Annotated in this window: 16 protein-coding genes; 12 read left to right on the forward strand and 4 right to left on the reverse strand. The window is 61.8% G+C overall.

Translation table 11 applies throughout. The features are described from left to right. Positions 1-8: 8 nt before the first annotated feature. The gene (locus ACIPY2_RS01775; protein ID WP_400264676.1) at positions 9-4,112 is read right to left on the reverse strand and encodes an FtsK/SpoIIIE domain-containing protein; all 4,104 of its coding nucleotides are present in this window, start codon (positions 4,110-4,112) and stop codon (positions 9-11) included. A gap of 203 nt (positions 4,113-4,315) precedes the next feature. Here ACIPY2_RS01775 and ACIPY2_RS01780 point away from each other — a divergent pair, with 203 nt between their 5' ends. The 10 genes from ACIPY2_RS01780 to ACIPY2_RS01825 all read left to right on the forward strand — a co-directional run bounded on the left by ACIPY2_RS01780 (position 4,316) and on the right by ACIPY2_RS01825 (position 15,613). Next, positions 4,316-4,933 (forward strand): acyltransferase, encoded by a 618-nt coding sequence (locus ACIPY2_RS01780; protein WP_400265091.1) that lies wholly within the window; start codon positions 4,316-4,318, stop codon positions 4,931-4,933. Beyond that, the gene (locus ACIPY2_RS01785; protein ID WP_400264677.1) at positions 4,930-6,021 is read left to right on the forward strand and encodes a DegT/DnrJ/EryC1/StrS family aminotransferase; all 1,092 of its coding nucleotides are present in this window, start codon (positions 4,930-4,932) and stop codon (positions 6,019-6,021) included. The genes ACIPY2_RS01780 and ACIPY2_RS01785 overlap by 4 nt, the downstream gene beginning before the upstream one ends. Next, complete coding sequence (locus tag ACIPY2_RS01790; RefSeq protein ID WP_400264678.1) at positions 6,021-7,007, forward strand: Gfo/Idh/MocA family oxidoreductase; 987 nt, start codon at positions 6,021-6,023, stop codon at positions 7,005-7,007. Before ACIPY2_RS01785 ends, ACIPY2_RS01790 begins: the two co-directional genes overlap by 1 nt. Positions 7,008-7,191: 184 nt before the next feature. Beyond that, positions 7,192-8,376 (forward strand): UDP-galactopyranose mutase, encoded by a 1,185-nt coding sequence (gene glf / locus ACIPY2_RS01795; protein ID WP_400264679.1) that lies wholly within the window; start codon positions 7,192-7,194, stop codon positions 8,374-8,376. Continuing rightward, positions 8,373-10,385 carry a glycosyltransferase gene (locus ACIPY2_RS01800; RefSeq protein WP_400264680.1) on the forward strand — a complete coding sequence of 671 codons (2,013 nt, stop codon included), beginning with the start codon at positions 8,373-8,375 and terminating at the stop codon, positions 10,383-10,385. The genes glf and ACIPY2_RS01800 overlap by 4 nt, the downstream gene beginning before the upstream one ends. A gap of 2 nt (positions 10,386-10,387) precedes the next feature. Then, positions 10,388-11,245 (forward strand): ABC transporter permease, encoded by an 858-nt coding sequence (locus ACIPY2_RS01805; RefSeq protein WP_400264681.1) that lies wholly within the window; start codon positions 10,388-10,390, stop codon positions 11,243-11,245. Next, positions 11,246-11,977, forward strand: a complete 732-nt coding sequence (locus ACIPY2_RS01810) for an ABC transporter ATP-binding protein (protein ID WP_400264682.1) — start codon at positions 11,246-11,248, stop codon at positions 11,975-11,977. Positions 11,978-12,050: 73 nt separating this feature from the next. Then, a complete protein-coding gene (locus tag ACIPY2_RS01815; RefSeq protein WP_400264683.1) occupies positions 12,051-14,165 on the forward strand; it encodes a DUF6541 family protein in 2,115 nt (704 codons plus the stop codon). Positions 14,166-14,167: 2 nt separating this feature from the next. Beyond that, a complete protein-coding gene (locus ACIPY2_RS01820) occupies positions 14,168-14,653 on the forward strand; it encodes a GtrA family protein (RefSeq protein WP_400264684.1) in 486 nt (161 codons plus the stop codon). Positions 14,654-14,656: 3 nt separating this feature from the next. Next, entirely contained in the window at positions 14,657-15,613 is a 957-nt protein-coding gene (locus tag ACIPY2_RS01825) for a glycosyltransferase family 2 protein (RefSeq protein WP_400264685.1), read from the forward strand. A gap of 96 nt (positions 15,614-15,709) precedes the next feature. On the opposite strand, the gene ACIPY2_RS01830 is transcribed toward ACIPY2_RS01825, so the two are convergent. Beyond that, positions 15,710-19,156, reverse strand: coding sequence for a chitobiase/beta-hexosaminidase C-terminal domain-containing protein (locus ACIPY2_RS01830; protein ID WP_400264686.1), 3,447 nt, complete (start codon positions 19,154-19,156; stop codon positions 15,710-15,712). A 210-nt stretch (positions 19,157-19,366) separates the two neighbouring features. Between ACIPY2_RS01830 and ACIPY2_RS01835 the strand changes: the two genes are divergently transcribed. Both ACIPY2_RS01835 and ACIPY2_RS01840 read left to right on the forward strand, forming a co-directional pair. Further along, on the forward strand, positions 19,367-20,167 hold the full coding sequence (locus ACIPY2_RS01835; protein ID WP_400264687.1) for a hypothetical protein: 801 nt from the start codon (positions 19,367-19,369) through the stop codon (positions 20,165-20,167). A 116-nt stretch (positions 20,168-20,283) separates the two neighbouring features. Next, entirely contained in the window at positions 20,284-20,790 is a 507-nt protein-coding gene (locus ACIPY2_RS01840) for a hypothetical protein (RefSeq protein WP_400264688.1), read from the forward strand. Positions 20,791-20,860: 70 nt separating this feature from the next. Here ACIPY2_RS01840 and ACIPY2_RS01845 read toward each other — a convergent pair whose 3' ends face one another. Further along, a complete protein-coding gene (locus ACIPY2_RS01845; RefSeq protein WP_400264689.1) occupies positions 20,861-22,207 on the reverse strand; it encodes a neutral/alkaline non-lysosomal ceramidase N-terminal domain-containing protein in 1,347 nt (448 codons plus the stop codon). A gap of 243 nt (positions 22,208-22,450) precedes the next feature. Continuing rightward, a complete protein-coding gene (locus tag ACIPY2_RS01850; RefSeq protein WP_400264690.1) occupies positions 22,451-25,147 on the reverse strand; it encodes a GH25 family lysozyme in 2,697 nt (898 codons plus the stop codon). Between the last annotated feature and the right edge of the window lie 186 nt (positions 25,148-25,333).

Raw genomic sequence — 25,333 nt, forward strand, 5'->3', positions numbered from 1 at the left:
CCGGCCGGTTACTTAGGGCTTGGCGGATGGCCGCAGTAGGCCGCTTGGAAGTTCGCCTGCGTGTTACCGGCGACGGCCACGCCGCGGCCGGGAAGCGGGGACGAACCGGCGTGCACCCGGAGGCCGAAGACATCGCCATCCAATGGACCCTGCGGATTCAGGATCAGGCCCATTCTGGTTGTTTGCACATCCTCTGCCAGTGGGAGTCGGCGGAGAAGGGCCGGTCCGGCAGTGGCCGTCATGACCACTGTGGTTTTGGACGCAGCCAACTGTCCGATGGCATGCCGGGCTGTGGAATCAAGGGAGTCGGCGTCATCGATGAGGCAGACGGTCCTTGCTCCTGGTGCCATGCCCCCAGCCTCCTCGGCCACTGCCTGCCAAAAGGCCCCGGGTTCTGCGTTTCGGCCTGGACGTATCCAGGCAACACCGGGGTTGAGTGACTCAAGCGTGTCCAGCAGGCAAGTCTTGCCTGAACCTGGGCCGCCCACGATGAGGGAAACACCGCCAAAGCGGAGAGGGAGCCTTACAGGAGTTGCCGCGTCGCCACCAAGGCCTATCCATGCCAGTGGTGGAGCATCGGACCTGTCTTCAACAACGTCGGCATCAATTACAGCGGAGGCCAGGAAGTCCTCCCTGGTGAGGTAGGTAGGAAGAGGCCGGACCAAGAACGGCGGCTCGAGCCTGCCATCAGGATTGCTGGCTGGTTCGAGAGGTTCTCGTGGAGCCGAGCGGAACTGCGTTACGGCTGGCTGGTCCGAAACGAACGTGCCATAGGCGACGGCGCGGCCCGCATACGGTGCTGTTTCGGGCATGCGTGGCCAATGGAACCGTGCCTCGTCGGAAGCTCCCAGAGGGAAGAATGCACGATTTGGTATGGATGCAAAGAAGCGTGAACCCACGAGCTCGCGTTCTCCGCAGACCAGGACAGTTACCCCTAACGGTGTGCCGTCCCTGATGATGTCCCGGAACATATCTTCCGCCCAGGCAAAGGGTCCCTTCCTCAGCGCCGATACCCAGGTGCACCAACCGGTGACGATCAGAACAAGACGGGGGCCTTCCTGCTTGGCCCCGGCGTGGCCTCGCCTTCCGGCCATTTCTTCGCTGATCCTTTCCAACACCCTTACGGCCAGCGGAAGCTGATCAAGGCCAACAGTGGCGCCGTAGCCTTCACTCGTCCCCAAGGCACCCAATATTCCTGTTGCATCAAGCAGGTACAGATGATGCCGGCCAGGGTGGACGGCAAGCTGGGCGGCGACCGCCAGGAAGCAGCCCGGCATGCCGCTGGCCTGGCCGCCGATCATGGCAAGGTGCCCGTGCCCTTCGGGCGACCAGTCGAGAGTCCTGACTGTCTGTTCCTCGGGCCTGTCAAGTAGTCCGAGCGCCAGGGCGCCCGAGGCCAATGGCGTTTGGTTCGCGGGCAGGTCTTGGCGCTCCCGCTGGGGCTCGGAGGAGGACGGCAGTTCGAAATCCCAAGGTATGTGGGCCGGCAATGGAGGAGCTATGGGTTGCCGCGGCGGACGTCCGCCGATGCTGCTCCAAGCTGTCCGCACTGCAGAAACCAAGCGCTCCACGCCCGCCCCCGGCCGCCCAGGGGGAACTTCACCCTCTTGCACGCCCGATTCCAACGCTTCTTCGACCGACCTGACGCGGCTAAGGCTGGTCCGATCCTTCCGGGGATGCGATGGACCTGAGTCCGCCCCGGCGAGGAACGCTGATTGAAACTCCTCCGGTTTCCCGGAAGCCCTGACAAGGAACGCACGCCCCGGCTGGTCAACTCCTATCGCAGCGGCTGCTTTGGAGTTGATGACATCCATGGACTCGGCGTCCGACTGAACGCGAAGGGCGATGCTGGACGTGACGTTTGCCCTGATGTCCGCAGTCACGGCTCCCTGTGGCCGTTGTGTGGCCATGACAAGATGAATGCCAAGGGACCGGCCTATGGTGGCTATCCGCATCAGTTCAGCGAGTGCCGCGGGGGCTTGGTCAACCAGCATCCGGAATTCATCGATCACCACCATCATGTACGGGACCACCGGGAGTGTCCCGCCTCGGGACTGTTGATAATCGCGCAATCCCGCTGCACCGGCAGCGGCAAACAATTCCTCACGGCGCCGTACTTCGCTGCGAAGGGACGTTAGCGCGCGGCTGAAATCGTGGCTGGCCAGATCCGTGAGCAGCCCAACTGTGTGGGGCAATTCCCGCAAGGGCCCTAGACCCGAACCGCCTTTAAAATCAATCAACAGGAACACCAGCTGGTCGGGTGAGTATGTGGACGCCAGCGAAGCAACCATGGTTCTCAGCAGTTCGGATTTTCCGGATCCGGTGGTCCCGGCGACAAGTAAGTGGGGGCCATCCACAAGAAAGTCGAAGGCATGAGGACCGTTTGCATTTCTGCCCAGCAAAGCCTCAAGACGTAGTGGTCTTTCATTGCTGTTCCAGCGTCGAACGAGGCCGCGTGGACCCGTCGGCAGCATCTCTTCCAAGGAGCAATGACGAGGGATTGCCCCATGTCCCGTGCATTCGGACGATGAATCGCTGGAAACCACGCGGCAGAACCGGTCGAAAACCCTTTCGGGAACTTGGTCCGGAATGAATTCCTGCGGGCCGAGGGGCGTCTGCAACCGGGCAGAAACGCCGGACGAGTCCACTTCCACAGCCCAGAGGGCTTCCGCCGACTCAATCCCGAGGTATCGGAGGACTTGCCACCCTGCCCTCTTGGCAGCTTCCAGCAGCGCGTCGGCACCCTCGGTGGTCGCGAACGCGGGATCCAACACGATGATCCTTCCCCTGCCCTTTGTCCACATCCCCTCCAGGACAGTAAGTGCAGGTCCTGCGCCCGCGGCCAAGGTGCAGTTACGCAGAAACCTCGCGCTTGTGGGGAGATGCTCCGTGGCTCCGACGAGGATGACGGGGCTCTCCGCGGCCGACGGAAAAGCCGCCAACTGCATGAGCATGAAGCGCACCAGTCCCGCCACGTGCTCAGGCCTTCCGACGACGGCGATGCAAGGGGGAGCCGGGTCCAGGGCTACAGGAGACGACTCGATGGCCGGAAGAGTGAAGGACGGGTCTTCCGGGGCCAAACGGATATTGGCAGGGACGGACGACGTGCCAAGCCGGAGCCAGACCCCTTCCGGATCCTTCACATCGCGTCCAGTGCGCGCCGAGACGGCCGCGGTGCCTCCGTAGCCGAACATTCCATGCGTTCGCAGGGCATGGAGAAGGATGCCTGCCGCGGATGGCGCGCTTCGTCGTCGTCGTTCATCATCTTGCTGAACTGCTGCCCGCAGCGTTTCCTGGAATTCCCGGCGCACTTTCTGTCCGGCGAGGGCGGGAATCAACATACTGGCGGCAGAAGCAGCCGTGAGCGCGAGGAACGTCCACATGCCGGTCGCGACGGCAAGGCCAACGCTGGCCAGCAAGGGCAACAGAGCCATGGCCGCCACGACCCATCTCTTGCTTCCGGACAGCGTGGGCCGCTTAACTTCGATGGCTTCGGTAACTGATCTGCCGGCATCCGACGAAAGTGCCGGGGATGATCCCGTTGTTGCCATGATCGAAAGCGTTGAATTTCCGCACCTGATCGCCGAGGACGTAGTGACAGCGCCGCCCCGTAGTCGCTTTTCGTCAACGAGAACCAGCGTCCGGGCCGTTCTAGGGGCGAGTTCAAGCGCCGTTTCGGACACATTGATCAGGGCGTGGGCGCGCGACAGGTCCGGATCCGGAATGCGGATTTCTCCAACGTCCCGGCCCAGGCGGTGGAGTCCGCGTTCCAAGGGAAAGATGGTGCCCGCGGCCGGCCCGGAATGCGCCAGCAAGAGCAACGCCGGGGGAGCAGGGCTTAGGGATACAGTGTCCCCGAAGACTTTAGCATCGGTACCCTCTACTGCCCCTAGGTCTACCAGCACGGCGCCGGTGACGAGCGGCGGGACCCCGACCGTCAGGCCGCAGACGTCCTGGCCGGATACCGCCAAGCGGCCGACTCCCCGGGTAGCTTCGAGCATGGCGGCCAGCTGTAGTCCCGACCTTCCGGCCGTGATGTCTATGGTGAGTTCCTCCGGATCCGAAGCGACCTTTGCCATGGGTCCACGAACCAGCGTGCATTCGAGCGCCATGTGCCAGATCCTTTCGTCAGGTCAGGAGAACCCAGGTCAGTCCAAGTCAGGAGAAGACCCCTCGGTCTTGACGCTACGTCCCTTGGTGGCGGCGACGCTGCACCATCCGGCGCATATGTGGACAACGCCGGCCTGCCATGGCCGCGATGTTGCCTTGCCGCGGGTGCATGGCGTCTCGGCTAAGATGAATCTCGTTGTCGCGTGTGCTCAATGAGGAAGGACCTTCACCGGTGATAGTGGTTGCTGAGAGCGCCGATGTTTCAGACGAGGCGGTAATTGGTGATGGATCCAAGATCTGGCATCTGGCCCAAGTCCGCGAAAAGGCCGAGCTGGGTGAGAACTGCATCGTAGGACGCGGAGCCTATGTAGGCACCGGCGTCAAGATGGGCGACAACTGCAAAGTACAGAATTACGCCCTTGTCTACGAACCCGCAGAACTTGAGGCCGGCGTGTTTATTGGCCCCGCCGTCGTACTGACCAATGACACCTACCCACGCGCCGTCAGCCCCGATGGCAGCCTCAAGAGCGCCCACGACTGGGAACCGGTTGGTGTGACGATCCGGGAAGGCGCTTCAATCGGCGCGCGGGCGGTATGCGTTGCCCCGGTGACCATCGGCCGCTGGGCCACGGTTGCGGCCGGTGCTGTTGTTGCCAAGGACGTACCGGATTTCGCGCTGATGGTTGGTGTGCCTGCCAAGCGGCACGGTTGGGTCGGCAAAGCCGGGTTCCCCCTGCAGCGCAGTGGTGAGCATTGGGTCTGTCCCGAAACAGGTGCGACGTATGTTGAACAGAACGAAACTCTTCGAGAGGTAGAGGCATGAGCCCCGAATTCATTCCCCCCGCCAAGCCCATCATCGGCGACGATGAGGCCAAGGCTGTCCAGGCAGTTCTGGCCTCCGGGCAACTGGCCCAGGGCTCAGAGGTCGCGTCCTTCGAGCAGGAGTTCTCCCAGGTCCTCCTCGACGGCCGTGCAGCGGTCGCGGTCAACTCCGGCACGTCGGGCCTTCACCTGGGCCTGTTGGCCGCAGGAATCGGAGCGGGCGACGAAGTCATCGTTCCCTCCTTCACCTTTGCCGCCACTGCGAACTCGGTGGCCCTGACCGGCGCCACGCCAGTCTTTGCGGATGTCGATCCCGACTACTACACGCTTGATCCTGCCTCCGTAGAGTCGAAAATTACCGACCGCACGGCTGCCATCATGCCGGTGCACCTCTACGGTCACCCGTTCGACGTAGACGGGATCGGCGCCCTCGCTGAAAAGCACGGCGTCAAGGTCTTCGAAGACGCCGCCCAGGCCCATGGTGCCGCGGTCAACGGACGCAAAGTCGGAACCTTTGGCGACTTTGCCATGTTCAGCCTCTACCCGACCAAGAACATGACTTCCGGTGAGGGTGGCATGGTGAGCACGGGCCTGGCCGACGTCGAACGCCGCCTCCGCCTCCTCCGTAACCAGGGTATGGAACGGCAATACGAGAATGAGCTGGTTGGTTTCAACTGCCGCATGACCAACATCCATGCGGCCATCGGCCGGGTGCAGCTGACCAAGGTCGAAGCCTGGACCAAAACCCGGCAGGAGAATGCTGCGTTCTTCGATGCCAACATCGAGGGTGTAGTAACCCCGAAGGTCCGTGAAGGCTGCGAGCACGTTTACCACCAGTACACCATCCGGATTGGCGAGGACCGCGACGGATTCGCCAAGGCCCTCCGCGAGGAGTACCAGGTCGGTTGCGGCGTCTACTACCCGATCCCCAACCACCAGCTCGCGCCCTTCCAGACCGCCGACGAACTTCCCGTCACCGGAGAAGCGGCCAGCCACGTGCTTTCCATTCCGGTGCACCCGTCCCTGAGCCAGGACGATCTCGAGCGCATCGTCTCGGCAGTCAACGCTGTGGCAAAGGCGGGAAGCTAGTGGCAAACCTCCGCGCAGGGCTTATTGGACTGGGCATGATGGGCCGCCACCATGCCCGCGTGATCCGTGAGCTTGAAGGCGTCGATCTCGTTGCCGTGGCGGACTCCTACGGAGATCCCCACAATGTTGCGGACGGTTTGACAGTCCACAACACCGTGGAAGAACTGATCGCCCAGGGTATCGATATGGCCGTAGCCGCGGTTCCGACGATTCTCCACGAGGAAGTCGCCCTGCAGCTTGCTGAAGCAGGTGTGCATTGCCTGGTGGAAAAGCCGATCGCAAACGACTCGGAATCGGGCCGGCGCATTGCCGAAGCCTTCGAATCCAAGGGTCTCATCGGGGCAGTTGGCCACATCGAACGCTTCAACCCGTCCCTCCAGAGCCTTCGTGAACGGCTTGGCAACGGTGATCTGGGGGAGGTCTACCAGATCAGCACCCGCCGCCAGGGTCCCTTCCCGGCGCGCATCGCCGACGTCGGCGTGGTCAAGGATCTTGCCACCCATGACATCGACCTGACGGCCTGGCTGGCCCAGAGCAACTTCGCCAACGTCGTGGCACACACTACCTCGCGAAGCGGACGTGAGCACGAGGACATGGTCACGGCCATCGGGCACCTCAAGAGCGGGGTAGTGACCAACCACATAGTCAACTGGTTGTCGCCCATGAAAGAGCGCACAACCGTTGTCCTGGGAGAGCGTGGCGCCTTCATTGCGGATACGATCTCGGCGGATCTGACCTTCGTCGAAAACGGTACGTTCCAGACGGACTGGGATTCCATCGCCGCTTTCCGCGGGGTCTCCGAGGGATCGTCCACTCGCTTTGCCTTGGCCAAGCGGGAGCCCTTGAAAATGGAACACGAAGCGTTCCGCGACGCAGTTCTCGGCAAGTCCTTGAACATCGTCACCATGGCCGAGGGCCTGGAAACCTTGAGGGTCGCAGAGGCGGTTTTGGATTCCGCCAAGACGGGTTCCGTCATAGCCCTTTAGCTTGAATGCCCGTCCGCGGGTAGTGGGGGAGGCCGGCGATCGCCGGCCTCCCTTTGACGTTCAGGTGCCTCCCTGGCAGGTGTCAGGCTCTTCCGTGGATACGGGGAACCATGGCCTTGTCGGGTAGCCTTGACCAGTAGACGTGGGCACTTCTGTGCCCGCACGCCAATACACAGGAGAGTTTGTGAACGCTGATCTCGTCGTCGTCGGCTCGGGTTTCTTTGGCCTGACCATTGCAGAACGCGCCGCTACCGAGTTGGGGCTGAAGGTCGCGGTGCTTGATCGCCGCCACCATATTGGAGGAAACGCCTACAGCGAAAACGAAGAAAAGACGGGGATCGAGGTTCACCGCTACGGCGCCCACCTCTTCCACACCTCAAACGAACGCGTTTGGAATTACGTCAACAACTTCACCAAGTTCACCAGCTACCAGCACAAGGTCTACACCAGCCATAAAGGCGAGGTGTACCCCATGCCGATCAACCTCGGCACCATCAACCAGTTCTTCCGTTCGGCAATGAGCCCGTCCGAAGCCAAGGCCTTGATTACCGAGCAGGCCGGCGAGCTGGCCGGTACCGATCCGCAGAACCTCAACGACAAGGGCATCCAGCTGATCGGCCGCCCCTTGTATGAAGCCTTCATCAAGCACTACACCGGCAAGCAGTGGCAGACGGATCCGAAGGACTTGCCGGCAGAGATCATCTCGCGGCTTCCCGTGCGGTACAACTACGACAACCGCTACTTCAACGACACGTATGAGGGCCTCCCGGTGGACGGTTACACGGCCTGGATCGAGCGGATGGCCGACCACCCGAACATCGAGGTCATCCTCAACACGGACTTCTTTGACGACGGTGAATTTGGCCGCTCCTCCGTGCTCGGCCAGGTTCCGGTCATCTACACCGGCCCCGTGGACCGCTACTTCGACTACGCGGAGGGCGACCTTTCATGGCGGACGATCGACCTTGAAGAAGAGGTGCTGCCGATCGAGGACTTCCAAGGTTGCGCCGTGATGAACTATCCCGATGCGGACGCCGCGTTCACCCGTATCCATGAGTTCCGGCACTTCCACCCGGAGCGGGACTACACCAAGGACGCGACCGTCATCATGCGTGAATTCTCGCGTTTCGCGGAAAAGGGCGACGAGCCCTATTACCCGGTAAACACTTCGGATGACCGCAGCAAATTGCTCGCGTACCGCGATCTGGCCCGCGGCGAGAAATCCGTACTCTTCGGTGGCCGTCTCGGAACCTACAAGTACTTGGACATGCACATGGCCATTGGCTCGGCATTGTCCATGTTCGACAACAAGATCAAGCCGCACTTCACGGGCGGCGCAAAGCTGGAAAGCGGTGGAGTGGACGCATGACCGCCACCAGGAACGAAAGCCAGGAGACCGACATGACGGCCACCCAAGCAGAAACCAAACAGGCAGCCGGGGACCAGGACCTTCGAATTGTCCAGCGCGTGGTCTTCCCAGCGAACCGTGACCTCGACACCCTGCCCCTGTATGTCGACCCCGACACCAACAAGGTGCGGAAGCAGGACGAAAACGGAACCGCCGTTGTCCAGGCTGTGGGCATGGCACGGAAACTGCACCCCGAAGACATCCTGGACCGCGGTTCGGTCCAGGTCCGCAGGGGCGAGCGACTGTCCTTCGGGTCGTACTTCAATGCCTTCCCGGCCAGTTACTGGCGTAAATGGACCGTGGCCAACAAGACGGTCCTCCACATTGAAACCGAAGGCGAAGGCACCGTCATTGTCTATCGCTCCAACGCAAGGGGAGCTTCGCAGCGCGTCGACTCCATCCTGGTCGAAGGCAATGCGGCCAACGACTTTGAGCTGACCCTGGCTCCGTTTGGCGACGGCGGCTGGTATTGGTTCGACCTTATTGCCGGCGGCGACGGCATGACGTTGAAGAAGGCACACTGGGCTGTTCCTTCCGACGGCCGCTCCCAGGGCAAGGTGACCCTCGGTGTGACTACGTTCAACCGCGCCGATTACTGCCTGGAAACCATCAAGTCCATCGATGCAGATGCCGGTCTCCGCGAAATCCTGGCCGAACTCATCATTGTGGACCAGGGAAACAAGAAGGTTGCGGACGAAGACGGCTTCGATACCGTCGCGGCGTCCATGGGCGAGCAGTTGCGCATCATCAACCAGGGCAACCTGGGCGGCTCGGGTGGTTTTGCCCGGAACATGTACGAGACCCTTGTTTCCGATAAGAGCGACTACGTGATGCTGCTCGACGACGACATCGAACTGGAAACCGAAGGCGTACTGCGGGCGGTTGCCTTTGCGGACATGTGCCGCAAACCGACAATCGTCGGCGGCCACATGTTCGATATGTACAACAAGTCCGTGCTGCATGCCTACGCCGAAGTAGTGAACTTCTACCGCTTCCTGTGGGGCCCCGTGGAAGGCCTGGGCAACCATGACTTCTCCGCGGAGGGACTTCGCTCGACGCCGTTGCTCCACCGCCGCTGGGACGCCGACTACAACGGCTGGTGGATGTGCCTCATCCCCAAGACGGTCGTGGAGAACATTGGCCTCTCGCTTCCCGTTTTCATCAAGTGGGACGACGCCGAATACTCGCTCCGCGCCAGGGCCGCAGGCTTCCCGACAGTCACGCTTCCCGGAGCTGCGGTCTGGCATGTTTCCTGGGCAGACAAGGATGATTCCGTCGACTGGCAGGCGTACTACCACGAGCGCAATCGCCTGATTGCCACGCTGCTGCATTCACCGTTCCCCAAGGGTGGCCGCATTTTCCGTGAGAGCCTGAACACGGACATCAAACACCTGGTCTCCATGCAGTACTACCCCGAGCAGGCCCGCATCATGGCACTTCGGGATGTGCTCGAAGGCCCGGGCAAGCTTCATGAGCAGTTGCCGTCCACGATGCCCAAGCTCCGGGCAATGCGCGACGACTTTGTGGATTCCCAGATCAAAACCGACCCCGGAGCCTTCCCGGAGGTTTACCGGAAGCGTCCGCCGAAGAAGCCGCAGACCTACAAGCAGCCCGGTGCCCTGGGCTTGCTCCCGTGGGCGGTCAAGACGGTCCTCAAGCAGACGATTGCCCCCGTCCGCGAGTCTGCCGGAACCAACCCCGAAGCACACGTCGCCCACCAGGACGGCAAGTGGTGGAGCCTGGCGCACCTCGACAGTGCCGTGGTCTCAAACGCTGACGGCACCGGTGCCTCCTGGTACCGGCGCGATCCCAAGCTGGTCCGTCGGATGCTGGTCGAAACCGCCCAGCTCCATGCGCAGCTGTTCTCGAACTGGGAAACGCTGCGTGCGCAGTACCGTGAGGCACTTCCGGAGATTACTTCCATGGATTCATGGCGGGAAACCTTCGAAGCTTCGGAGCCCCAACAGTAGCGATGGCCGACTCGACTGATACATATGCTGTTCCCGGGGTTGGTGCCGGGCTCCTGGATGTCTTCAGGCGCCGGTACCTCCTCAAGCTGATTGTCCGCAAGGAACTGCGCGTCAGATACCGGGGCTCCGTGCTGGGCCTTGCCTGGTCCTACGTCAAGCCCCTGGTTCAGTACCTGGTGCTTTTCATGGCTTTGGGCATCGTGCTGCGGGTCGGGGACCAGATCCCGAATTACGCCCTGTACATGTTCTCCGGCGTCATCGTGGTGAACTTCTTCACCGAAGCATTTTCCAATGCCACGCGTTCCATTGTGTGGAATGCGGCGCTGGTGAAAAAGATCTACCTCCCGCGTGAGCTGTTTCCTGTGGCGTCCGTCTGGGTGGCGGCGGTGCACTTCCTGCCCCAACTGGTGGTGCTGTTGGCTGCCGCGCTGCTCAACGGTTGGCATCCGGACGCAATGCAACTGTTCGGAGCAGCCCTTGGGTTCGTGATTGTCGCTGTGACGGCAACCGGGCTTGGTTTGCTGGCAGGAGCCATCAACGTTTTCTTCCGGGACGCCGAGAACATCGTGGACATGCTCATGATGGTCGTTACGTGGACTTCTCCGGTTCTCTACGACTGGACCATGATTCGACGACTTGCCCCGGACTGGGCGCTGACGCTCTACCAACTGAACCCGGTGACTGTCGCCGTCGAGCTGTTCCACTGGGCTTTCTGGTACCCGACCGTCACCAAGCCCGTGGAACTGCCCCCGCACCTTCTCATGACCGGATTCGCCGGACTGGGAATGGCCGCGCTGTTCCTTATTATCGGCCAGCTGGTGTTCCGCCGGCTTGAAGGCCACTTTGCGCAGGAGGTCTGAGTGGGCGCCGCCATCATAGTCAAGAACCTGAAGAAAACCTTCAACCTCCGTCACTCGCATTCCCTCAAAGAGACGCTGGTCTGGTTGGTCAAGGGCCGCAAGGGTGAACTGACCAAGAAGTTCGATGCCCTGCACGACGTCAGCTTCGAGATCCAGCCCGGTGAAACGGTGGCCCTGCTGGGATTCAATGGCTCAGGCAAGTCCACACTGTTGAAGCTCATTTCCGGAGTCATCCTTCCTGACAAGGGCACGGTCCGCACCAAGGGCCGGGTGGCAGGACTCATCGAGGTTGGCGCTGGATTCCATCCGGATCTCTCGGGACGCGAAAATGTGTTCCTCAACGCCGCCATCCTCGGAATGACCGAAGAAGAGATCAATTCGAAGTTCGACGAGATCGTGGCTTTCTCGGAGATCGAGCAGTTCATCGACACCGAAGTGAAGTTCTATTCGTCAGGTATGTTCCTGCGCCTGGCCTTTGCCGTGGCTGTACATACCCAGCCGGACATCTTCCTCGTGGACGAAATACTGGCTGTGGGAGACGAGCCGTTCCAACGCAAGTGCCTGGCAAAAATCAAGCAACTCTCGGATGAAGGCCGCACCTTGGTTGTTGTCAGCCATGATCTGGACATGATCTCGCGGATTTGTGACAGGGGAGTGGTGCTGTCATCCGGTACCGTCCAGTTCGAGGGACCTGCCGACCAAGCCGTAGCTTGGTTGAGGGAACGCAACTAACCGGCCAGCAATTGCATTAAGTCGTCTGTCAACGGATGGCTGGTGGAAGCATCTAAGAAAGGCGACCGTAGGAATGGGTATCGGCCCTCTGCTGTTGTGTGTACTCCTGATTGTCCTGTTGTGGTGGGGTCCAGGCTGGCTGCTCGGGGAAGCGTTGGGCGTCCGGCGGACGATATTGCCGGTGGTTGCGCCCTTGTTGGGGATGGGGGCCCTGACAGTCATCGGAGTCATGGGGCATTCCCTGGGCCTGAGCTGGCAGTTGTTGCCGGTGGCGGCCGTCCTGTTGGTGTTGGCCGGATTGCTTTTCGCGCTGAGGCTTTTCCTGCAGCGCCGTTACCCGGACAGATTCGGCGCCACCAAGCCCAGCCACACGGGGATCTTTGGCAAGCACCACATTTCCGGCGCCTGGTGGATCCTTGTCGCCGGGCTCGTGGCCGGCGGAGCAGTGGCTGCGGTGTCATGGACAGTTGGCACCGAGGGCCTGTTGGGTATCAACCAGGACTGGGACATTCCCTGGCACGCCAACATGATCCGTTTGATTTCGGTGAACCACGAGTGGGACCCCGGTATTGCCGGTAACTTCGCCTACTACGACACCTCGATTGCGGATGCCCCGATCCGGAGCTATCCGATAGCGTTCCACGCGCTCCTGTCTTTGGTCTGGCCGTTCACCGGCGTCAGCATCCCGGTTTTCCTTAATGTCTTCGTGATGGTGATGATGGCCGTGCAGCTTCCGCTGAGCACCATGGCCCTCACCATGTTGGTGACCCGTCGCCCCATTGCGGTTGCCGCAGCCGGCGCAGTATCCGGATGGTTCACCGTCTATCCGTACGACCTCTTGTGGCGCGGACCGCTGATTCCGTTTTTCGCGGGGATGTTATTGGTAGGTCCCTTCGCCTTCCTGGCTATCAAGGGCGCCCTTGAACGCAGGAAATTCTGGATTCCCGGAATAGCTTTCGGCGCGGTAGGACTCATTGCCGTCCACCCGTCGCTGGCCTTTGTCGTCCTCCCGCTGCTGGTTTTCTGGTTCATCTCCGCGGCGATCCGCAGGAAGGGCCGCATTCTCGGCATTACCGTCTACCTGGCCGTTGCAGGGGTACTTGCGGCAATCCTGGGGCTGCCGATCATTCAGCAGATGCTCAAGGAGTCCGAGCGTGTCTCCAAGATGATGTGGGCCCCGGACACGGACCGCAACGGCGCGATCCAGAACATCATCTTCCTGCATCACGGATCCATCGCGATGCCGATCCTCACTGTTTTGGTGGCCTTGGGCTGCCTGGCAGCGGTTCTTCGCATCCGTATGTGGTGGTATTTCGGTCCGGTCCTGGCCTTTGCCTTCCTGTCGGTTTACACCATGGGAAGCGACAGTCCACGGTTCCTGAACCTGACGGCTCCTTTCTACGACGATCAGTGGCGAATTTTCGGCATCCTCGTGATGTTGCTTGTTCCGCTCGCGGGCCTCGGCGTGGCCCAAGCCGCGGAAGCCGTCGAATGGTTGGTCGCGCGGATCCGCCGTCGGCGGTCGTCTGAAACCGACGCCGACGGTGACGCACGACGGCGCCCGCGTCGCCTTGTCACTGTTGGGGCTGCATTCGTTGTCCTGCTCGTGGCCGGGATCGCCGCCACTCCGTACTTCAAGCAGAACGCCGAGCGAATCAACATCAACACCAAGGTGGACGGAGCCACACTCAGCAGTTCGGAAGTGGACCTGCTCAGCAAGATGGACCAATACGTCCCGCAGGATGCGACTGTTCTCAATGACTCCTGCGACGGTTCCGTGTGGATGTACGCCCTCGGCAACCGCATGCCCATGATCCGCCACTTCGAGGTGTTGCCCACCAACCGCCAACTCCTGGTTCTGCAGAAGCTTCCGGAACTTGCCACGGACCAGGCGGCGCGGGAAGCGGCTTCCGAACTTGGCATTGAATGGGTGTACATCGCTGATGGCCGTATCCGTGCCTGGGACGAACCGAAGCCAGGACTCACCCAGCCCGATTCCATTCCTTACCTGAAGCTGGTGACGCGTGAAGGGAACGCTGCGCTTTACCACATCGACTGGGCTGAGTTGCCTGGCGGCAAGGCAGCGTTCGACGCGGCTGCCAAGGACCGCGTCCAGCTCGATGGCGTTCCGGGTATCCTCGAAAACCGAAACCCTGACGGCATCGCCCCGCTCGGAAGGATTTGCTGACCATGAAGGCTTTCATCACCAAATTCCTGTCTTCCAGTCTTTTCCGGTTCCTGCTGATCGGTGGCCTCAGCTTCCTGGTAGACCTTGGCCTGCTGGCCCTGTGTTACCAGGTCTTTGGTTGGCCCCTCTGGCTGGCCACCGGTGCAGGATTCTGGGGCAGCTTCTTCTTTAACTACTTCCTCCAGAGGCATTTCGCTTTCGGCGGCGGCGGCACTGCCATCGGCGGAGTGCTGCGTTACTCCGGGTTGCTGGCGTTCAACACGCTCGCGGTCATGGGGATAGTTGAACTCTTCCAATTCCTTGGAGCCGGATATGTAGCCGGTAAAGTGGTGGCGACTGCCGTGACCATGGGCTGGAACTACTTCATTTACAAGCACTGGGTCTTCCCGCAGAAAAAGCATGCCAAGGACGCCAGTCATCAAACCGACGGCGCGTCGGGCAGCGATGCGCCCCCACAGAACCTCACACCAAAGAGCAGCGAAGGATAAGCGATGTATCGAGGCGTTCGAATTGCCGCGGTAGTACCGGCCTACAAAGAAGAGAACCATATCGCGCAGGTCATCCAGACCATGCCTGAATTTGTCGATCACATCGTTATTGTCGATGACTGCAGCCCGGACGATACGTCCGGCGCGGCCCGCCGGGCTGACGACGGACGGGTCACCCTCATCCGCCACGAAGTCAACCAGGGGGTTGGCGGAGCCGTGCTGACGGCACACAAGGCGGCCATGGAGCTGGGTGCCGACATCAACGTGGTCATGGCCGGAGACGCCCAGATGGACCCGGACTACCTTCCCCAGTTGCTGGACCCGGTGGTTGATGGTTATGGGTTTGCCAAGGCGAACCGGTTCTTCTCCGGCGAATCCTTCGCCGGCATGCCGGGATACCGCATTTTCGGCAACATCGTGTTGTCCTTCATGACCAAGCTGGCCTCGGGCTACTGGCACATTTTCGATCCGCAGAACGGGTACACGGCAATCCGCACGGAGGTCCTTCGCAGGCTTCCCATGAACAAGGTCGCAGCCCGCTACAGCTTTGAGAACGATCTGCTGATCCACCTGAACATTCTCGATGTTCCGATCGTGGACGTCCCGATTCCGGCGGTCTACGGCAACGAAGTCTCCAGCATCAAGCTGCGCAAAGTCATTCCTGAGCTTCTGGCCATGTTGTTCGGTGGCTTCTGGCGCCGTGTTTGGTGGAAGTACATGGTGTGGTCCTTCTCGGCGGTAGCACTGCTGCTTATTGCGGGTCTGGCGCTCATCGTCATGGGCCTGGGGGTCGGAGCCTGGGTGCTTGCTGCCAGTGTGGGTTCACCCACTGCGGGGTCGGTGATGCTGGCTGTAGTGCCCTTTGTGCTGGGTGTTCAGATGTTGTTGGTGTCATTGCAACTGGATATCCAGGCGAGCCCCGACAGGCCAACGATGCATCCCATGAAGGAACGTGCATAGAGAAGATTGGCAAACGGCCCGGACGCAGAGACTACGTCCGGGCCGTTTTTTGGTGGCATAGGGCAGGTAGCCCCGTCCCGCCCTATGCGGTCTTGGTCAGGGGAGCGAGGTGAAACCTCCCCAACCCCAGCCCACCTGGCTGCGTGGAAGCCATCCCGACGTTCCGTTGCCCGGGTAGAGGAAGAGGTTGCCTCCGGAGTCCCTGGCGAGGACGTCGTTCTTCCCGTCACCGTTGAAGTCGCCGGGACCGAGGATTGCCGTCATCGAGGCCCAGCCGCTTCCTACTTGTACCCTGCTGAGCCAGCCGCCGGTGCCGTTGCCCGGGTAGAGCCACAGGATGCCGGAGGTGTCCCGGGCGAGAACGTCGGTCTTCCCGTCACCGTTGAAGTCTCCGGTGCTAAGGATGGCATTCATGGCGTTCCATCCGGTTCCTACCTGGGATATGGTGCCGAATCCGCCGGTGCCATTTCCCCTGTACAGCCAGAGTGCGCCTGCCGAGTCCCTGGCAAGGAGGTCGGCTTTGCCGTCTCCGCTGAAGTCGCCGGGTGCCAGGATCAACGTCATGCCGTTCCATCCCGTGCCGGCCTGAACCCGGGGGGCCAAGCCGCCGGAACCGTTGCCCGGGTACAGCCAGAGGACACCGTTGGTATCCCGGGCCAGGACATCGCTGCGGCCGTCGCCGTTGAAGTCCTTGGTAGGCACGATGGCGGTGAGCGTGTTCCAGCCGGTTCCCAGAGACTTCTGCGTTAGCCAGCCGCCGGATCCGTTGCCCGGGTAGAGCCACAGAGTGCCGCCGTTGTCACGGGCGATCACGTCGTTCTTGGCGTCACCTGTGTAGTCCTTCCACGTATTGGCCGGCGGTGTCGTCACGGTGTAAGCCTGGGAGACGACCGCTGAGCTGTTGTTGGCAGCGTCCACCGCGAAGTACTTCAGCGTCATCGCCGCGGTGAGCGTGATGGGAGCCGAATACTTGTTGGCTGCAGTCGCCGTGGGTGTTGTCCCGTTGGTGGTGAAGTAGATGCTGGCGCCTGCCTCGTTGGCCGTCAACGTGATCTGCTGGCCCGAGGGGTAGGCCCCGGCAGCGGGCGAAGCCGTGACAACAGGCGGTGTCGTATCGAGCACCGTGTAAGCCGTCGACGTTGCGGCCGAGGCGTTGCCGTAGGCATCAATGGCGATGACCTTCACGGTGGTGTTTCCGGTCAGGGCAAACGGTGCGGAGTAGGCCTTGGTGCTGCCCGTCGCAGTAGTGCCCGGAGCGGAACCATCCGTTGTGTAGTAGATGGTGCTGCCTGACTCGTTGGCCGTCAAAGTGACCAACTGGCCGGACGGGTAGGCCCCGGCCGCCGGCGAAACGGTGACAACGGGAGGGGTGTTGTCCAGCACGTAGCTCTGCGTTGCGACTGCCGAGGAGTTGCCGGCCGTGTCCCTGGCAAAATACTGCAGCGTCATGGACGTCAACGGGATCGGTCCGGAGTACACCGGGCTTGACGCGGTCGGCGTCGAACCGTCCGTTGTGACAAAGATGCTCGCCGCCTCGTTGGCCGACAAAGTGATGGACTTGCCCGGACCATAGGTCCCGCCGACGGGGTCGACCGAAACCACTGGAGCTGTGGTGTCCGGAGCGGATACCGTGACTGTCCGCGTGGCCGTGGATGTGTTGCCGGCCTGGTCGCGGGCCTCCACGGTAAAGGTCACGGATCCGTTGGGCAGTGCGGAGTACGCCTTTGGCGAGGTGCATTCAGTGAAGGCGTTGTTGCCGAGCTTGCACCGGTAACCGGCAATATCTGCCGATGTTGAGGAGAACGTGAATGACGGCGAAGCTGTCACTGTTGCTCCTTCTGCCGGTGCGGTGATGCTCACCTGTGGCGCAGTGAGGTCGGCCGTCACGGTCACGGAGGCAACGCCGCTGATGTTGCCCGCCATGTCTGCCGCCCGTACCCGGATAATATGCTGACCGGCGGTAGCCAGGGTCAATGTCTGGGCGTTGGCGCAAGCCGTGAAGGTGGTGGTGGAGTCGATAGAGCAGGAAAGTACCGAGTCCGCATCTGAGGTGACGCCGAGGACGGGCGAACCATTCACCGTTGCTCCGGCGGCCGGCGATGTGATCACCGGTGTTGCGGGGGCCGTCAGGTCCACCGTGAAGGAGCGCGAAACCGGAGTTCCGGAAGGTGCTGCCCTTACGGAGAAGGTGTAGGCCCCGGCAGCCAGTGCTGTTGCGGGCGTAAATGTTCCGCCGGTGCAGGTCTGCCACACCGGTGCCGCCGTGCTCAGCTGCAGGCTGCACTCAAGGGCTCCACCGGGAGGAGTGGAAGCGACGGTGAAGGTCGGCGTCGAATCGTTGGTGAAGGCCGGGTTGGCAGCCTGGGTCCCGTCTGCCGCGGTCGGGCCACTGACGATGGAGGGCACCACACCGCCAAGGCTCTGAAGACGTCCCTGCTGGGTTGGCCTGGCCGGGTCCAGTTGGCCGGGGTCGTCCATGACCAGCACTTTGCCGTCCCGCATGGAGAGTCCGCCGATCTTGCTGAAACCGAGGGCCCACTGCGTGTCCACCTTGTCGTTGCTCAGGTCGATCCGGGAGATCGTGTCCTTGCCCACGTCCGCCGTGGTTGTTCCACCGCCTGTTCCGGTATAGAGGACCAGGGGCGTCTGCCAGTCGTAGTAGATCGCAGTCGGCTTGCCCACGTTGTAAATCGGGGCGGGTACGTAATTGGTCAGGACGCCGTCATCGGGAGCAGTGAATACCGTCAACCCGGCCGTTTCGGCAACGTAGACCACCACATTACCGGCACTGTTGCGGTGCGTGGCGGCGAGCCCCAAGGCACTCGAGTTGACCGAAGCAATCGATTCGATGCTTGGGTGAAGCGCCGTGGGGTCGGCGATTTTGATGATGGACCTGGCATTTGCGAAAGAGAGGTAGATGTTGCCGTCGGGGCCATCGCTGACGGCGTTGGGCCGGAGGTCGCCGTCAAAAATGGTCAGCTGGCTCTTGTAATCGAAAGCGCTGGTTCCAGCGTTCCAGACCGCCCGGTAAACTGCCGAGCTTCCGACGGCGGCATCCGGGATAAAGGCGATTTCGTCGCCGCTGCCTGGATTCGCCGGAGTCGGGTCGATGATTGCGGGCGTTCCTGCCAGGGCCGGTCCGGTCTTGTGACCGGTCAGGGTGCCGCCGAGGCAAGTGCTCGTTTCAAGTCCTCCGGCAGTGGCGCCTGAGGCTTCGGTAACACGGCAGAAGCCTGCGCGTGCATCCGAAACCCATATCCGGCCCTTTGGATCCACAAGGGATCCGGCGGCCTTGGTGAGTCCGACGGCGACAGTTTGTCGGGATTGGTCAGCTGCGGCGGTGCCTGCGGTCAACAACCCGGTAAGTGCCGCTGTTGCCAGGCTTGCCGCCGCGATGACAGCTGTTGCTTTGTTGCCGTTCCACCCTGCGGCCGGCCGTGCCGAGGCAGAGTGCTTGGGCGTTCCATGAGAGGTTCTTGAGCGACCGGTGAGGGCAAGGCATGCCAAACCAAGCTGAAGAACACTGCGTCTGCGCGTGTCCACCGAGGGATCCCCACTTCATTCGGATGCTCCCCAGCTCCGCATGTGTTGGTTATTCGCCCCACGCCGTTCCCGGCTGCGTCTTAGACCATCTTCGACTCAATTTTCACATTTGTCACTAGTGGATTCCTGTGTGTTCCGGCGTTGCCCGGCTTCGGGTCCCGCGTATTGACCGTTCATGCGTAGCCGATCACGATTGGAGTGGAGGTCCCAATGCGGAAGTTCTTACCCTTCTACGCGGTAGTGGCATTGCTGTTCGCGGGGTGCGTGGCACCTTCGCCGCAGCCTTCCCCCGGCCTGCCTTCGTCAGGTCCTGCGGGCAGCAGCGCGACGGCGTCTCCCAGCCTGCCGCCGTCGTCCGTTCCCTTCAGTGAGGCTCCTGGCAAGGAGGACCCGGGACCTGGCGAAGACGACGCCGGCCGCTTCGCGTACAAGTGCAGCAGCCTGGACGCTTCACCGGAAGTGCAGTTGTCGAGCCTGGCAGAGGTCTGGGCGGCGCCCAACTACACACGCATGGCTTCCTGCGACGTCAGCTATGCCGGGCCGCAGCCGTTCCAGCCCACAGAACGTGAACTGGAGGCCATCACGACGGCGACAGGACAGGATGCCGGAGCGGAAAAAGGGCTTGCAGCCCTCTTGGAGGTACAGAGGCTATGCACACGGGTCAGCAATGAGGCTGCGGCGGACGGGTTCGGCGGGGCAAGCAAGGAAACGCTGGTGGCGGCGGCCCAGTTTTGCCCTGACTCTCCGCAGGGCAAAATCATCGCGGCATGGGCCGACGGCAGCAGGGTCGGCGACGGCGAGCACGCGGTGGGAGACCGGATGCAGCCGGGCGGCTACCGGTTGGTGAAGCCGGCAGCGTCCCCGGGGGAGTGCTCATGGACCATAACTGCCTCCGACGGTGGGAGTGTGGTGGCCCGGGGTGGCAGCGAAGCAGCGGGCCAAACGGTGGATCTTACGAGCGGGCAAAACTTTACTAGTGACAAATGCGGAATTTGGGGGAAGATGTACTAAGACGCAGCCGGAGACGGCGTGGGGCGAATAACCAATGCATGCGGAGCTGGGGAGCATCCGAATGAAGTGGGGATCCCTCGGTGGACATGCGCAGGCGCAGTGTTCTTCAGCTTGGTGTGGCAACAATTGCCCTGGCCGGTTGCTCAGGAACCAAAGTAGAAACGTCCCAAACCTCCGCCCTTGACGTGGCGCCGGCCGTTGCGAAAGACGACCAAGTGGCCAGGGAGAGACCGGAACCGTTGGTGCGGTACCAGTTCACTTGCCTTGCCGCGGACGGCAGCCTTATCGGCAAGTTCTCAAGCTTGGAAGAGGTTTGGGCCTCCACTCGCTACATGCACATTTCGGATTGCCAGGTGGCCTACGTCGGTTCGGGGCCGCACGTGCTCACTCCCGAAGAGACCGCTGCCGTCAACGCCGCAGTGGCAGCTGGTGCGCCGGGAGGGCAGGCCTCTGAACTGTGCCTTCGGATCATCCGGGCCTCCACCCGGACGGATCCGCGCAACCTTGCCGCCGCGTTGGCCGCCTACGGGGTTCCTGTTGTGAAAGGGTCCCTTACCTTGGCGCCGTTGGCGCCGCAGGCAGCCATCTTCACGAGGTGGCTGAAGACTGCCGTGGTGTCATAGCCATAGCCTGCGCATTGCAAACAATGGCGCGGCCCCTTTCGGGTCCGCGCCATTTCGGCTGCCTTGGATTTTAGGCCAAGAGGGAATTCATGGCATTGATCAGCGTCGTTTCCACACCATTTGTTCCCGCCTTGAAATGTGCAATGTGACCATAGACAGTCATGGAACCACCGGCAATTCCCGGATAATCCGGTTCCCAACCGCCCTCATAGCTTCCCAGTGGCATTGACGGCGGGAAAAATTCATTGCTGGGAATGTAGCAACAGGATTCGTTCGCGTAACCGCCCACGATGATTCCGTTGGTGCCGCCGTTCCGGTTTCTGAAATAGGCGGCATATCCGCTGACCAGTTCACCGCCGATCATGGCGATCTTCAATTCGGGGCTGCCACTGAACTTCCATACCTGGAAGGGCGAAGGCACGGACGTGGCGTAGCTGTTGCTGTCGATGCGGCCGATCATCACCTGGGCGTGCCGCTGATACCACTGGGGTTGTCCGTTGGGATTGGGCAGCCGTGATACATAGGCAGCGCGCACCGCGGCGAGGTTTGCCGCCGTGGCAGTGATGTCCAGCGGCAACTGGACCTCCTGGTACCTCGTGACGAGGGGGCCTCCCAAGGCGCGGCCGGCCGTCTGCATGTTGTTATTGACGGTGGCGCCCAGGGCATCGCCGTGCTGATCCCGCAGTTCCCAGCTTCGGACGCCTCCCGGATCCTGGTCGCCGGCAGGGCCCTGGATGAACATGGCGAAACAATTGGGGTTTCGGTTCTCGATGTAGTTGCAGGCGCCCGCGGCGAAATCGCCGTCGAAAAGCGTGCGCAACCCCGCGCTGATGGGGTGGCAACCGTAACTGAAGATTACGGCCGCAGGCGTGCCGTTGCTTCGCCTCGCTACGAGGATCGGTACCGCCGTTTCGGTATAAGGGAGGCCCACCCGGTTTGCCGAGAAGTTTTGGGTGGAGACCTTGTAGTCAAAGGTGACATCCGTTTCGGCCGCGTCCAGGGCTTCCTGCGCGAGGTCGACCACGGTGTCTTCGAGGTCGGCGCTGTAGGACCTGATCAGGCCGAGATCCGAGAGGCCGTAGGCCATGTAGGGGTGCAGCGTGTCTATCAGGGCGGGCCCGTTGTGAGTGTGCGTCGACTGGATGAGGATGTCGCTGGTTGACCAGTTTGCGAGGGCCAGGATCCGGTTCCTGATACGTTGGTGCATGGCACGCGGCAAGGCGAGCACGTCCAGGCTGATGATGATCTGCGGGTTGGCGTCTTCCCAGATCAGGATGGCGCGCGCGTAAAGCGGCTCGAACGGCGAACTGCTGGTCGCCTCCCGGCCGCCGTCAGTGGTCCCGTATCCCGCCATATACGGATTGGTGCTCAGGGACGGCGTAATGTCTGCGATGGCAGTTCCAACTCTAAACGCCATAAAAGATCACTCCTTGATTGCACGCTGCGGGTTGAGCTTCGTTTGCCCCCAAACAAAGTCCGTTCCCCGATTGCGCTGAACAGCCAATACGTGAGACCACCTTCATTAGACCATGTGATCCCGCAATATTGGGTGGTTCGAAGTGAGAATTATCGGCGCGATGGATGCAGCCCCAAGCACAAAGAGCGGAGGGTCCGTTGACTGGAAACTCCCAATCAACGGACCCTCCGCCGGTACTGCTCCCTATCGTGCTGAAGGTTCGAGGATTGTCAGTCCGTTCCAGCCGGTACCAATTGTTGACGGCGTGCCCCAGGAACTGTTTGAGCCCACTGGGTAGTAACGCAGATCGCCGGTGGTGGTCCGCGCAATGATGCCGGTTGAACCGGGCGCGGAGAAACTGCGGATGGAACCGAAACTGGAGATGATGTCCCAGCCGGTACCGACCACACGCGGTATCTCTGCGATGAAGCTGCCCGTCCCGTTGCTCCGGTACAGCTTTAGGTCGCCGCTCCTTGTTTTTGCCAGGAGGCCGGCATTGGAATCCTTATCGAAATCGATCTGGGCAATGTCCAAGCCGGTCCAACCGACACCGATCGAGACGCCCGTAGATACTGTCTTGCCCACGGGGTTGGCGAAGTAGTACAGGCGTCCGGTGGCATCGTAGCCAACGATTCCGGGATTGGCGTCCGATTTTTTCCAGGTCCCGACCGTGAGCGTCCAGTTCTTCCAGTTGCTGCCGAGCGATATGGGTGCTCCGAAGCCGCTGCCGGTTCTGCCCGGGTAGACGTTCAGCCTGCCGTCGGACCACTGGGCAACGATGTCCAGGGCGCCATCGCCGTTCCAGTCCGTGACGAAACCGGCTTGGAGGCCCGCCCATCCGGTGCCAATGAGGTCCTGGGGAAGCAGCGCCGTGGAACCGGTGCCTGGGTAGCGGTAGAGGTTGGCGTCCGGCCGTACGGCCAGGACATCTTCCTCGTCAATGCCCAGCGTCGTTTCGACGTCCAGTGCAGCGCCACTGATAAGGGTGGCGTCGTCCCAGCCGAGGCCGATGAGGCTTCGGCTGCCCCAGGAGCCGGAATTTGCAGGGTAGTAGTAAAGATCGCCATTGGCCGCGCGGGCATGGAGGCCTTGCGAAGCCGCGCCGCTGAAGTTCGTTGCGGAACTGACGGCGGTCATGCCGTCCCAACCCGAGCCGATGACCCGGGCGGGCTCGTTGATGAACGTCCCCAGACCGTTGGAGCGGTACAACCGGAGTGTGCCGTCTGACGTTCGGGTGACCATGTCCTGGTTGCCGTCGCCGTCGAAATCGATCTGGTTCAGTTGGTGTCCGCTGAACCCGGTTCCGATCCGGACCCCGCCGCTGAGCGCGCCGCCGCCAGTATTGGAATAGCGGTACAGGTTGCCCAGGTAATCCTGGCCAATAACGCCGGGGTAGGCGTCCTTGTAGTTCCACCAGCCAACTGTCAGCGACATTTCCTGCCAGCCTGAACCCACTTGGACCGGGGCATAGAAACCACCGCCCGGGGCTCCCCGGAAGACCTTGAGGGTTCCATCGGACCACTGGGCGAGGATGTCCTGGACTCCGTCTTGGTTCCAGTCGACGACATACAGGGACTTGGCCCCGGACCATCCGGAACCGATGGTCACCGGGCCGGTGATCCTGCCGTTCCCGTCGGCGGGAAAGTTATCCAGTCGTCCGGCCGCATTCGTTGCAAGAACATCCGCGCCTGATGTGATGGAGGGGTTCGACGGGTAGGAGGCGCCCCGGGCGAAGGTCCTCAACTGGTCGTAGCTGCCGTTGAAGATATTCGAGTCGCCTTCGAACGGCCCGGTGCTGCTGAACTGCCACATGCTGAAGTTGCCCCAACTGGCCGGCAGGGTGCCGGGGGAGTTGGTGGGGTTGGACCAATAGGAGGCGATCCACAGCGGGTAGCTGCCGAACGTCGAATTGCCGACGCAGGTATTCCACCAGTCCGTGGTGCTGTAGATGACTGGGAAACGTCCGGTCAGTGCTTTGACGGTGTTGCCGAAATCGGCAGCCCACTGGCCGAGCTGGGCCTTGGACATGTTGTAGCACGTGTTGCCGAAATAGAAACCGTTGATGGTGCGCCCAGCGTACGGGTTGTACTCAATATCCAGGACCGGCGGGAGCGTATAGCCATCGGCTGTCCAGCCACCGCCATTGGCCACAAAGTACCTGGCTTGGTCGGCGCCCGAGGACCAGTTCGGGATCGCGAAGTGGTACGCGCCCCTGACCATCCCTGCGTTGCGTGAGCCGTCGTACTGCTGTGCGTAATTCTCGTTGACGTAGTAATTTCCCTCGGAGGCCTTGACGTACGCCCATCGGGACCCTTGCGCCCACTGGCCCTGCCAGTCGACGTTGCCTTGGTGGGCGCTGACGTCCTGTCCCTGCACTCCGACGGAAGGCTGCCAGTGTCCCGGATCGGCGGCCATGGGGACCACGGTGCCAACTGCCCTTGCACCTGCCTGGCCGGCGGTTCCGGCGTCCTTCTTGGCTGCAATTACCCGTGGCGACCTTTGCCCCATTTCGGCGCCACCGGCCGGCATAGCCGCGCGCATCGCCGACTTCATGGCTTCAGCGTCTGCTTTGTTGCCGGTTGCGGACGGAGTGGCTTGTTGGGCCGTGGCATCCCGGCTTGGGGCCGGGCTTCCTGTCGGGGAAGGCTCGACGACGGCGGGCGGGGTCCACGTGCCGTTCGCGGCCTGGGCGCCCTGCGACGAGGGCGCGGTTGAACCGATGGGCGGGTACTCATGCTTTTGCTGGGTTCCCTGTTCCGCCGGGGGCGCCGGGCGGGGGCCGGGACCTTGGGCCCAAGCGGGAGTGACCAGGAAAGTGCCGGCGATGATGGCAATGGAGAGCCCGATTCCGGCCCTCGCCAATGGCATGCGGCGGTACGACCGTTCTGAGTTACTTGTCATATCCATTTTCCGGCCCTGCACCGCGGCTCAGCGGTGCATGGTGTATGGCTTGCGGACAAGCTCCGGGGCGGGCGCCTGCGCATGGGACCAAAGGCCAGCTCCTAACGGGCATTACCCTAACACCTCGGAAACTGGAGTTACTAGTGGGGCTGATGCTTCTTCTGAGGCAGATGTTCCAGATTTATC

It is taken from the genome of Paenarthrobacter sp. NPDC089675, from assembly GCF_044749185.1.
Taxonomy (GTDB): domain Bacteria; phylum Actinomycetota; class Actinomycetes; order Actinomycetales; family Micrococcaceae; genus Arthrobacter.

Bases quoted from the DNA above. Each gene is read 5' to 3' on its own strand.
- ACIPY2_RS01835 (WP_400264687.1), top strand. From the start codon at position 19,367: ATGCGGAAGTTCTTACCCTTCTACGCGGTAGTGGCATTGCTGTTCGCG.
- ACIPY2_RS01785 (WP_400264677.1), top strand. From the start codon at position 4,930: ATGAGCCCCGAATTCATTCCCCCCGCCAAGCCCATCATCGGCGACGAT.
- ACIPY2_RS01845 (WP_400264689.1), bottom strand. From the start codon at position 22,207: ATGGCGTTTAGAGTTGGAACTGCCATCGCAGACATTACGCCGTCCCTG.
- ACIPY2_RS01775 (WP_400264676.1), bottom strand. From the start codon at position 4,112: ATGGCGCTCGAATGCACGCTGGTTCGTGGACCCATGGCAAAGGTCGCT.
- ACIPY2_RS01850 (WP_400264690.1), bottom strand. From the start codon at position 25,147: ATGACAAGTAACTCAGAACGGTCGTACCGCCGCATGCCATTGGCGAGG.
- ACIPY2_RS01825 (WP_400264685.1), top strand. From the start codon at position 14,657: ATGTATCGAGGCGTTCGAATTGCCGCGGTAGTACCGGCCTACAAAGAA.
- ACIPY2_RS01805 (WP_400264681.1), top strand. From the start codon at position 10,388: ATGGCCGACTCGACTGATACATATGCTGTTCCCGGGGTTGGTGCCGGG.
- ACIPY2_RS01800 (WP_400264680.1), top strand. From the start codon at position 8,373: ATGACCGCCACCAGGAACGAAAGCCAGGAGACCGACATGACGGCCACC.
- ACIPY2_RS01820 (WP_400264684.1), top strand. From the start codon at position 14,168: ATGAAGGCTTTCATCACCAAATTCCTGTCTTCCAGTCTTTTCCGGTTC.
- ACIPY2_RS01815 (WP_400264683.1), top strand. From the start codon at position 12,051: ATGGGTATCGGCCCTCTGCTGTTGTGTGTACTCCTGATTGTCCTGTTG.